The following is a 10,924-nucleotide window of genomic DNA, read 5'->3' as shown; positions in this document are numbered from 1 at the left end:
GGGAGTGCAAGCAGCGTCACAGTGTCACTACAGCGCCGGGAAAGCATAGCAATGTGCTCCTGAAGAAGCGCCCAAGAACGCCTGAATCATTCTTCAGGTTCGGTGCGCGCACGGTGGAGCGCGGTAAAATGCAAAGCATGGAAAACACGGTGCGACGCGAAAGGCAGGCATGAGAATCCTCCTGGTGGAAGACGACCGCAAGGCGGCGCGCCTGCTGGCCCGCGGCTTGCAGGAAGAAGGTTTTGTTGTCGACGTGGCGCATAGCGCGGAAGAGGGCGAGGATGAAAGCTACGCCGTCGACTACGACGCGATCGTGCTCGACTGGATGTTGCCGGGCAAGCAGGGCATCGATTTCTGCCGCGACTTGCGCGCGCGCGGCATCCAGACGCCCGTGCTGATGCTCACGGCGCGCGACGCCACGGCCGACCGGGTGGCGGGCCTGAACACGGGCGCCGACGATTACCTCACAAAGCCGTTCGAATTCGAGGAACTGCTGGCGCGCATCCGCGCCTTGCTGCGCCGCTCCGACATCAGCCGCCCGCTGGTGCTGGCGCTGGCTGATTTGACGCTCGATCCCGTCAGCCACCAGGCCACGCGGGCCGGCGCGCCGCTGGTGCTGACACCCAAGGAATATGCGATTCTGTTGATCCTGCTGCGCCAGGCGGGCGAAGTGGTCAGCCGCGCGCGCCTGGCCGAGCAGATCTGGCAGGCGGACCTGATCGGCATCGACAACCTGATCGACGTCCACGTGCGCAACCTGCGGGGAAAAGTGGATGCCCCGGGCTTGCCGCCCTTGATCCACACGGTGCGCGGACGCGGTTTCCGCCTGGCGGACAACGACGGTGGCTAGCTTTCGCAAGCGACTGCTGCTGGTGCACCTGGCCGTCATCCTCGCCATCGTTGCCTGCACGGCGCTGGCCGGCTACTGGGGCCTGTCGCGCGCCGTGCATGGCCAGCTCGATGCGGCCCTGCTGGCACTGGCCGAGACGGAAATGGCCATGCTGCCTGCCGCGCCGCGCCAGCCCGTGCAGGTGCACGAGGTGGCGCCGGGACTGGCGCAGCCGTCGTTGACACGGCTCGACCGCCTGGTGCAGATCATCGATGGCGAAGGCCGCGTGCTGGCGCGCAGCCGCAATCTGGAGGCGGCGCAGCTGCCGGCGCCGCCGGCCTTGCTGGCGCGCCTGGCGGCCGGCGAGACCGTCTTCGAGACGCTGCCCAAGTTCGGCGAAGAGCCGCTGCGCATGGTGTCGATTCCCGTGCCCGCGTCCGGCGCGGGCCTGGCCGTGCAGGTGGCCGGTTCGCTCGACGACGCCAATCACGTGCTGGCTGCGGCCACCGTGCTGTTTGGCGCCATGGCGCTGGCCTTGCTGGCGGCCGTGGGGTTGGCCGGCGAAATGCTCACGCGCCGCGTGCTGGGCGCCATCGACGACGTGGTGGACCAGGCGCATTCGATCGGCGAAGCCAGTCTGCACCAGCGCCTGCCCCATCCCGGCACGCACGATGAAATCGGCCGCCTGGTCGATACCCTGAACGCCATGCTGGACCGGCTCGAACACGGCTACGATGCGCAGCGCCGCTTCACGGCAGACGCCTCGCACGAATTGCGCTCGCCGCTGTCGCGCCTGCGCACGGAAATCGAAATCACCCTGCGCCGCCCGCGCGAGTCGCCCGAGTATGTCGATGCGCTGGCGTCCTGCCTCGATGAAGTGCAGCGCCTGACGACCCTGGTGGAAGAACTCTTGATGCTCACGCGCCTGGACGTGGGCCAGGAGCGCAATGCCGTGGAAACCATAGCACTTAACCCCCTCGTGCGGGCGGCCGCGCAGCGCCTGGAAAAGGCGGCGGCGCAGCGCGGCATCCGCATCGTTGTTGATGACAGTGTGGCCGTGCACGCGCGGGTGGCGGCCGGCCCGGTGGATCTGGTGCTGGCCAATCTGCTCGATAACGCCGTGAAGTTTTCGCCGCCCGACAGCGTGATCACGGTGCAGGTGTCGCGCGAGGGCGACCATGCGTTTGTGGGCGTGGCGGATGCGGGACCGGGCATCGGCGTGGAAGACTTGCCGCATCTGTTCGAGCGTTTTTACCGGGGCGCCAAGGCGCGCGCTGGCGAGGCGCCCGGTTTCGGCCTGGGACTGGCCCTGTCGCAAGCCATCGTACATGCGTATGGCGGCAGCATCGATGCGCAGAACCGTCCGCAAGGCGGCGCCCTGTTCCTCATGCGCCTGCCGGCCTCAGATTGAGGGCGCCACGCCTTCCCAGCGCACTTGCCGCACCTGCGGCCAGGCGCCCGCGCGGTTGACGAAGCGCACCAGCACGGCGCGCTGCACGGCCTGGCACAGCACCGTGGCGATCAGGCGCACCACCTGCCTGGCTTCGTCCCAGCTGCGCAGCATCTGCGACGGCGCCAGGCCTGCGCCTTTCAATTCGGCCAGCAGCAGGCGCGCGACGTGGTCCGCTTGCGCGGCGGGGCAGGTGACGGTCAGGCGGTAGGTGGCCACGATTGGGCCACTCTTGGCAAACCAGTGAAAGAATTTTTTCATCATCACACTCCCCGTTCGGCGACAAATTCCGCGTTGTTGACCAGCGCCCAGCGCACGGCCGAGACGCTGCCTTCCAGGCTGACCTGGCTGACGATCTGCTCCAGCAATCCCAGGCTGGACAAGGGCGTGAGCAGGTCGGCGCGCACTTCGATGCGCCCCGCGTGCGCCGCATCCTCGCTGTGCAAGGATTGCAGCATCAGCGCCGGCATGCCGCTGATCATGCGCAGCATGAGGTTGCGCACCTGGACTTCCTGCTCCGCCTCGCACACGGCCGTGACGCGGTAGATGCTTTCCGTCTCGATGCCCGCTTCGCTGCCGTGCGCGTTGATGCGCTGCGCCAGGTGGCGCAGCACCAGGTTGGCGATCAGCACGAAGCCCGTGCCGATGGCCGCTTCCAGCGCGAAGCCCAGGCCGCACAGGATGCCGATGGCGGCCGAGCACCACAGGGTGGCGGCCGTGTTCAGGCCGCGCACCGTCATGCCTTCGCGCATGATGACGCCGGCGCCAAGGAATCCAATGCCCGACACCACCTGCGCGGCGATGCGCATGTGGCCGGCGCTATCGCCTTCGAGCACGGAAACCATCACGAACAGCGAGGCGCCGACGGACACGAGCGCGTTCGTGCGCAGGCCCGCCATGCGCTGGCGCAGCTGGCGTTCGGCGCCGATCATGGCGCCCAGGGTCAATGCCGCGGCAACGCGCAGCGCAAAGTCAAATACCACCATCAGTTTCTCCCGGCTGGGGAGGAACAGGCGAGTGCACAAGGCGAAGACAATTCGCCCCGAAAGGGGGCAGCAGACGACAACGGTGGAACGATGAGGGGGAAGTGGCGGCGAGAGAGTACTGCCGCTGGTAAAACCACACCTTGCCGAGGGCCAGGCGGGCGGAATGCGCGCGTCTTGCCTAAGGCCGATCGCCGATGGTCAATCGACTACTGTCACTGGAACAAGCACCCACGAGTCACTCCATATCATTGATAACGGGGACAGTCTAGCCAGTGGGGCCGCTTTGGTCAACTGAAGCTCTCTTCAGGAAGCCGCCGCGTCGTCCCCGCCAATGCGGGGACGGTGAAGGCGACCGGTGAATCAATGGGCGTGTGCCTTGGCGTCGTCGGCATCGGTGTGCGCATGCTCGCCGCCGCCAAAGAAGCGCGCGGCGCGCTTGCCCAGGCTATCTAAATAGGTGTAGGCGACGGGCACCACCACCAGGGTCAAGAGGGTCGAGGTGATGACGCCGCCGATGACGGCGCGGCCCATCGGCGCCTGCGATTCGCCGCCGTCGCCCATGCCGATGGCCATCGGCAGCATGCCGAAGACCATCGCCAGGGTCGTCATCAGGATGGGGCGCAAGCGCACTTGCCCTGCTTCCATCAGCGCCTCGAACTGACCCAGGCCTTCGCGCTGGCGCTGGTTGGTGAAGTCGACCAGCAAGATCGCATTCTTGGTAACTAAACCCATGAGCATGATGAAGCCGATCACGGAGAAGATGTTCAGGGTGCTGCCCGTGATGAGGAGGGCGGCCAGCACGCCGATCAAGGAGAGCGGCAGGGACACCATGATGGCGATCGGCTGCAAGAAGCTGCCGAATTGCGACGCCAGCACCAGGTAGATGAAGATCACGGCGATCCCCAGCGCCATCATCGCGCCGCCCATGGTTTCGGCCATCTGCTGTGCATTGCCGGCCACGTCGAAGCGCACGCCCGGCGGCAGGTCGATGGACTTGATGGCTTTCTGCACGTCGGCGTCGACGTCGCCGGCAGGGCGGCCCTGCACACCCGCATAGATGGCGACGCGGCGCTGCAAGGCCTGGCGCTTGAGCACTTGCGGGCTCGATGACGGCACGAAGTCGACCACCTGGCGCAGCGGAATCATGACGGGTTTGCCATTCGCGTCAAGCTTGCTGGACGCCAGCGACAGGTCGGCCAGGTCGGCCACTTTCTGGCGGCCCGACTTGGGCAGCTGCACGTTGACGTCATAGTTTTGTCCGTCGCTGGCCAACCAGTGGCTGACCGTGTCGCCCGCCACGAACGGGCGCAGGGCATTGCCGATCTGCTGCACCGACAATCCCAGGTCGCTGGCCAGTTCGTTATTGATCTTCACCGTGGTCGACGGATTGGCGCCTTCCTGGCTGTACTCCATGTCGGCCAGGCCCTTGATGGTGCGCATCTTGTCCATCAGGCGGTGCGCTACTGCATCGAGCTTGCCTTCATCCGTGCCCAGGATGGCGATGAAGATGGGGCGGTTGCCGACCGACAGGGTGATGCCGGCAATCGGCGCCAGGCGTTCGCGGATCAGCTTTTCCAGTTCCTGCTGCGAGCGGCGCTTGTGCGTCTTGATGTCCGTCAGCTTCAGGTTCACCTCGGCCGCGTTGCGTCCATCGGGCGTGCCGATATTGGCCACCAGGCTGTCGATTTCGGGGAATTCCTTCAGGGCCGTTTCGATCTGGCGCACCTTGCTATCCGTGTATTCGAGGCTGGAGCCGACGGGCGTCTTGAAGCGCAGGTTGACCCAGCCCTGGTCCGTCTCGGGGAACATCTCGCCGCCGATCATCGGCACGAGCATCAGGCTGCCCGCGAACAGGGCCACGGCCGTGGCCAGGGTAGTCTTGCGCCAGCGCAGGGCCACTTTCAGCACCTTGCCATACCAGACGTGCAGGCGGTCGATGCCCGTCTCGATCCAGGCCATGAAGCGGCCCAGCCACGGCACGTACTTGAAACGGTCCTTGACGGGGTCGCGCCAGACGGACGACAGCATGGGGTCAAGGGTAAAACTGACGAACAGCGACACGAGCACGGCGACGGCCACGGTGATGCCGAACTGCAGGAAGAAGCGGCCGATGATGCCGTCCATGAAGGCGACGGGCACGAACACGGCGACGATGGCGAACGTGGTGGCCATCACGGCCAGGCCGATTTCATTGGTGCCGTCGTTGGCCGCCTTGTAGTGGTTCTTGCCCATGCCCAGGTGGCGCACGATGTTTTCGCGCACCACGATGGCGTCATCGATCAACAGGCCGATGCACAGGGACAGCGCCATCAGGGTCAAAAAGTTCAGCGTAAAACCAAACGCCTTCATGGCGATGAAGCTGGCCAGCACGGAGATCGGCAGGGTCAATCCCGTGATGATGGTCGAGCGCCACGAGTGCAGGAACAGGAAGACGATCACCATGGTCAGCACGGCGCCTTCGATGATGGTGCGCTTGACGTTATTGAGCTGGCTTTGCACGCGCTCCGATTCGTCGTCGAGCACGCGCAGCTTGATATCGGGCGGCAGGGTCTTTTGCAGGTCGGCCGCCACTTTCAGGATGCCGGTGCCCACTTCGACCACGTTGGCGTCCTGCACCTTGGTGATTTCCATGGTGACGGCCTGCTGGCCGTTCATGCGCGAGATCGACAGTTCTTCCTGTTCGCCGTCGACGACGGTGGCCACCTGGTCCAGGTAGACGGGACCGATGGCGCGGCGCGCGACGATGATCTTGCCGAACTCGCGCGCATCCTTGATCTTGCCTTCCACGCGCACCAGCTGCTCGGCCGCGCCATGGCTGATCGAGCCGGCCGGCAGATTGGTATTTGTGGCCTGGATGGCGCGGATCACTTCATCGACGCCGATGCCCTGGGCATTGAGCTCGATCGGCTTCATGCTGATGAGGATCTGGCGCGCGCGCAAGCCGCGCAGCTTGACTTGTCCCACGCCGGCCACGCCCTGGAATCGCTTGCTGATGACTTGTTCCGTCATGGTCGACAGCGAGCGCAGGTCATGTCCGGTGGAGGTCAGCACGATGGTGGCGATGGGGCGCTCGTTGTCGCCCTCGGCGCGCGCGATGAACGGGTCCTTGGCTTCTTTCGGGAAGCGCGGGCGCACCAGGGCCACCTTGTCGCGCAAGTCCTGCATGGCCTTGTCCATATTCGTCGACAGCTCGAATTCCAGGTAGACGCCGGCGCGTCCTTCCCACGAGTTGGCGCGGATGGTCTTGATGCCGCTGACGGTGTTGACGGCGTCTTCGATGGGACGCGTGATGTCGTTTTCCACGGCTTCCGGCGAGGCGCCCGGGTAATTCACTTCAATGGCGGCGAACGGGAACTGCACGCTGGGCATGCTCTCCACGCCCAGGCCCCGGTAGGAGAAGATGCCCAGCACCACCAGCGCCACCATGACCATGGTGGCGAAGACGGGGTTTTGTATGCTGACTTTGGTCATCCACATGGCTTAATCCTTCCGTGCCAGCACGGCCGCCGGTGTGGCTGGCGCGGTGGGGGAGGTGGCTGGCGCGGCAAAGGTCACGCTGTGTCCCGGTTTCACGCCATCGAGCTTGGCGACGATGACTTTGGCGCCCGGCACCAGGCCCGACGTCACTTCCGCATAGCCTTCGTCCTCGTTGCGCAGTCCCAGGGTGACGGGCTGGGCGACGACCTTGTTGTTCACCAGCGCATACACGACGGGGCCCTGCTTTTCATTGCGCACGGCCGTCAGGGGCACCAGCGGCGCCACGCTTGAGCGCTCGGTGACGATGCTGCCCTTGGCGAACATGCCGCCGCGCAGCGCGCCATCGCCATTGTCGACGGCGATGTAGACGAGCATGGCGCGCGAGCCGCTCTCGGTGGTCGGGTTGATGCGCGTGACCTTGCCGGCGAAGTCGCGCGCGCCGAAGCCGTCGACCTTGAAATGCACGTCCTGGCCCAGCTTGATGCGGGGGATGTCCGCGCTGGGCACGGGCGCTTCCAGGGTCAGCTGGGCCAGGTTGACGATGGTGTAGACGGGCATGTCGGGCGAGACTTTTTCGCCGGCCTGCAGGTGGCGCTTGCTGACGATGCCTGCCATCGGCGCGCGGATCACGGTGTCGGCCAGCGCGATGCGGGCGATGTCGACCATCGCGGCGGCGGACTTCACATTGGCGCGCGCCAGGTCGACCGAGTTTTGCGTCGTGTCGTAGGCCGTTTGCGAAATGTATTTTTGCTTGAGCAGGGCCTGGCTGTTCGCCTCATTCTTGGCCGCCATGGACAATCGCGCCTGCGCTTCGTCGAGCATGGCTTGCTGCTGCGTCAGGCGGGCGCGCAGGTCGGCCGCGTCCAGACGCACGAGGATTTGCCCGTTGGCCACTTGCTGGCCTTCCTGCAAGGTGGTTGCCTCGATCACGCCGGAAACCTTGGCCTTGATGGTGGCCTGGGTCACGGGCGCCAGCGAACCGGACAGGGGCAGGCTGATGGCCAGCGCGCGCGCGGCAATCGCCGCCACGTCGCCCTGCGCCAGTTCATGCACGGGCGTTTTTTCCTGTTCCTTCTTCTTGCTCGCTTGCTGTTCGGCCGCCTTGGCGGCTTGCTGCTTCGATTGCATGACGGTCCATCCGCCCCCGGCCAGACCCAGCACGATCAGGATCAGCACGGGGGTGCGCCAGCGCCGGCGGCGCGTGGCGGCAAGGGGAGAGGCGGGGGGCAGGGTCTCGTTTTTCATAGGTTTTTTTCAGGAGCGGCGCAGGGGCTCGGCGCCAGGTCTCGGTGCGGACCCGGCCTGTCGCTGGCCGGGAGGGAATTCGGGTAGCGCATCGCCGTGGCGGCCGCAGGCAGCACGCCTGCCGCTGCGGCCGTTCACGGCGATGCGCATGTTGCCACTTTAGGAAGATTCAAGTCCGGCCGCCATACCCGTGCGACAGATTGCACAAAATCGGGGCTGGAATGCAAAAAACGGCGACCGGAGACCACGGCAAGCATGCCCGCCGTGCACGTCACGATGCTTGCGCCTCCTCAAGAAGCCGATTCGCAAGCGCGCAAGAATGGTCGGGATGGTTGCGCCACCGGACAGGCCATATGCCCGCCGGTTGCCGCGCGGCCGCGCCACCGGGGGACCTGATGTCTGATCGGATTGCCGGAGCCGCGCCGTCGCCGGGGCGCCTGCTTGCCGCGGCCGAACCGCAGGCGGGGCCGGCCGGCAAGGCGCTCGATTTGCTGTCCATCATTGTTGCCGCCGTCGAACAGGCGCCGGGTCTGTCCGTGCGTGGCATCGACCGCGACGGCATCGTGCGCTACTGGAGCTTGGGTGCGGCGCGCCTGTACGGCGTGGCGGCCGAGCTGGCGCTGGGCCAGCCATGGGCCAGGGTGGCCGCTTCGCTGCCGGATGCCGCCAGCGTGGCCGAGGAGGCGGCGGGCGAAGTGGCGGCCGTGTGGGAGAGCGGCAAGGCGCGCAGCACGCGCCTGTGGAAGCATGGCGCCGACGGGGCTGCGCCGCGCTGCATCTGTTCCACCGTGTTTCCCGTCATCCAGTCCGGACGTGTGCGGCAAGTGGTGTGCATCGATGTCGATATCACGGCCAGCGGCCAGGATGGCGCCGCGCAGGGCGCCTTGCTGCTGATGGGCGACAATTTCCGCCAGCTGTACCAGAAATCGGCCGATGCCATCCTGCTGCTGCGCGACGAGCATATCGCCGAGGCGAATCCGGCCGCCATTGCCCTGTTTCAATGCGAAGACCGGCAACGTCTGCTGGGGCGGCGCCTCAGCGACTTTTCGCCGCTGCGCCAGCCCGATGGCGCATTGTCGTCGTTGCGCGGCACGCAGCTGGCGGCGCAAGCCCATGCCGACGGCAACTGCCGCTACGACTGGCGCTACCAGACGTGCACGGGCCAGCTGTTCTGGGGCGAAGTGCTGCTTACTTCCGTCACGCTCGACCACACCTATCTGTTTTACGCCGTGATCCGCGATATCTCCTCGCGCAAACTGGCCGAGCGGGACCTGTACCTGTCGATACAGGTCATCGAGCACGCCAGTGTGGCCATCGTCGTGATGGACCCGCAGCAGCGCGTCGTCAGCATGAATCCCGCGTACAGCGAGATCAGCGGCTATAGCCGGGACGACATGCTGGGCAAGCCTTTCGTCCTGCACGGCGTGGAGCCGGATGCGCCCGCGTTTTTCGAGCACGTGTGGGATGAAGTCGATGCCAACGGCTATTGGCAAGGCGACATCATGGGCCAGCGCAAGGCGGGCGGGCGCTACCCGGCCTGGCTGTCGCTGACGGCCATCCGCGACTCGCAAGGACAATTGAGCAATTACCTGGCCATCCTCAGCGACATCAGCGAGCGCAAGAAAAACGAGGAGCACACGCGCCATCTGGCCGAGCACGATTTTCTGACCGACTTGCCGAACCGGGTGCTGCTGCTGGACCGGCTGTCGCTGGCGCTGGCGGCCGCGCGGCGCAAGCTGAATATGCTGGCCGTGTTGTACCTGGACCTCGACCACTTCAAGCATATCAACGACAGCATGGGCCACCACGTGGGCGATTTGCTGCTCAAGGAAGTGGCGCGGCGCCTGGTGCGCTGCGTGCGCGGCGTCGATACCGTCAGCCGGCATGGCGGCGACGAGTTCGTCATCATCCTGTCCGAGGTGGGCGGCATCGACCAGGTTGCCCACGTGGCGTCCAGCCTGCTGCATGCCGTCACGCAGCCCTATCAGCTGGGCGAATACGAATTGCATGTGTCCACCTCGATCGGCGTGGCCATCTTTCCCAGCGATGGCGACGGCATCGAGACCCTCGTGCACAACGCCGACATCGCCATGTACCACGCCAAGGAAAGCGGGCGTAACAATTTCCAGTTTTTCAATGCCGAGATGAATGCGCAAATCGTCGAGCGGGCCAGCCTGGAGCAGGGCTTGCGCGCCGCGCTGGGCCGCGATGAATTCGTGCTGGAGTTCCAGCCCGCGCTCGACGTTGCCAGCGGACAAATCGTCGGCGCCGAAGCGCTGTTGCGCTGGCGCCATCCGCAACTGGGCGTGCTGCCGCCCGAGCGCTTCATCGCCGTGGCCGAGGAGTGTGGCTTGATGGTATCGATTGGCAACTGGGTGCTGCAGCAAGCGTGCCGGCGCGCGCGCGCCTGGCACGATGCGGGCCAGGCCTGGAGAGTGGCCGTGAACCTGTCGCCGGCGCAATGCCTGCACAATAATTTATTGCTCAGCGTGCAAGAAGCGCTGGCCGTGTCGGGTTTGCCCGCCGCCAGCCTGGAACTGGAAGTGACGGAGTCCTTGCTGATGAAGGGCGGCGCGCGCCTGGCCGGCGTGCTGGCGCAGCTGCGCGCGCTGGGCGCCAGGCTGGCCATCGACGACTTCGGCACCGGCTATTCGCGCCTGGCCAATCTGCGCCATTACCCGGTGGATAAACTCAAGATCGACCCGTCGTTCCTGCCCGCCGTGGCGGACGACGCGGCGGGCGAGTCCGACACGGCGGTCGCCGCCACCATCATCGCCATGGCGCGCGAGTTGCAATTGACGGTGATCGCCGAAGGCGTGGAAACGGCGCAGCAGCTGGCCTATCTGCGGGGGCAGGGCTGCCAGCAATACCAGGGGCGCTATGCCAGCGCGCAAGTTGCGGGCAGCGTGCTGGCGAAGTTACTGCATTAGCTATTGA

7 protein-coding genes are annotated in these 10,924 nt (G+C 65.8%); 3 read left to right on the top strand and 4 right to left on the bottom strand.

What is annotated here, in order from left to right:
- Window positions 1-169: 169 nt before the first annotated feature.
- Together CLU91_RS12175 and CLU91_RS12170 are read left to right on the top strand one after the other, a co-directional pair.
- Window positions 170-850 (top strand): response regulator transcription factor, encoded by a 681-nt coding sequence (locus tag CLU91_RS12175; RefSeq protein WP_100874372.1) that lies wholly within the window; start codon window positions 170-172, stop codon window positions 848-850.
- Complete coding sequence (locus CLU91_RS12170; RefSeq protein ID WP_100874371.1) at window positions 843-2,240, top strand: sensor histidine kinase; 1,398 nt, start codon at window positions 843-845, stop codon at window positions 2,238-2,240. The genes CLU91_RS12175 and CLU91_RS12170 overlap by 8 nt, the downstream gene beginning before the upstream one ends.
- On the opposite strand, the gene CLU91_RS12165 is transcribed toward CLU91_RS12170, so the two are convergent.
- From CLU91_RS12165 to CLU91_RS12150, 4 genes are all read right to left on the bottom strand, one after another.
- Complete coding sequence (locus CLU91_RS12165; protein WP_100874370.1) at window positions 2,232-2,543, bottom strand: hypothetical protein; 312 nt, start codon at window positions 2,541-2,543, stop codon at window positions 2,232-2,234. The genes CLU91_RS12170 and CLU91_RS12165 overlap by 9 nt on opposite strands.
- Window positions 2,543-3,262, bottom strand: a complete 720-nt coding sequence (locus CLU91_RS12160; RefSeq protein ID WP_198521463.1) for an MgtC/SapB family protein — start codon at window positions 3,260-3,262, stop codon at window positions 2,543-2,545. The genes CLU91_RS12165 and CLU91_RS12160 overlap by 1 nt, the downstream gene beginning before the upstream one ends.
- 363 nt (window positions 3,263-3,625) lie before the next feature.
- The gene (locus CLU91_RS12155) at window positions 3,626-6,742 is read right to left on the bottom strand and encodes an efflux RND transporter permease subunit (protein ID WP_100874369.1); all 3,117 of its coding nucleotides are present in this window, start codon (window positions 6,740-6,742) and stop codon (window positions 3,626-3,628) included.
- 3 nt (window positions 6,743-6,745) lie between these two features.
- On the bottom strand, window positions 6,746-7,987 hold the full coding sequence (locus tag CLU91_RS12150; RefSeq protein WP_100874368.1) for an efflux RND transporter periplasmic adaptor subunit: 1,242 nt from the start codon (window positions 7,985-7,987) through the stop codon (window positions 6,746-6,748).
- Between the two features lie 395 nt (window positions 7,988-8,382).
- Here CLU91_RS12150 and CLU91_RS12145 point away from each other — a divergent pair, with 395 nt between their 5' ends.
- On the top strand, window positions 8,383-10,917 hold the full coding sequence (locus CLU91_RS12145; RefSeq protein ID WP_100876702.1) for a sensor domain-containing protein: 2,535 nt from the start codon (window positions 8,383-8,385) through the stop codon (window positions 10,915-10,917).
- The last annotated feature ends 7 nt before the right edge of the window (window positions 10,918-10,924 follow it).

The organism is Janthinobacterium sp. 64 (genome assembly GCF_002813325.1).
Classification (GTDB): Bacteria; Pseudomonadota; Gammaproteobacteria; order Burkholderiales; family Burkholderiaceae_D; genus Janthinobacterium.
The sequence above is the reverse complement of the archived record's forward strand: the minus strand, read 5'-3'. Positions and strand labels throughout refer to the sequence as shown.

Bases quoted from the DNA above. Each gene is read 5' to 3' on its own strand.
- CLU91_RS12175 (WP_100874372.1), top strand. From the start codon at position 170: ATGAGAATCCTCCTGGTGGAAGACGACCGCAAGGCGGCGCGCCTGCTG.
- CLU91_RS12165 (WP_100874370.1), bottom strand. From the start codon at position 2,543: ATGATGAAAAAATTCTTTCACTGGTTTGCCAAGAGTGGCCCAATCGTG.
- CLU91_RS12155 (WP_100874369.1), bottom strand. From the start codon at position 6,742: ATGTGGATGACCAAAGTCAGCATACAAAACCCCGTCTTCGCCACCATG.
- CLU91_RS12150 (WP_100874368.1), bottom strand. From the start codon at position 7,987: ATGAAAAACGAGACCCTGCCCCCCGCCTCTCCCCTTGCCGCCACGCGC.
- CLU91_RS12145 (WP_100876702.1), top strand. From the start codon at position 8,383: ATGTCTGATCGGATTGCCGGAGCCGCGCCGTCGCCGGGGCGCCTGCTT.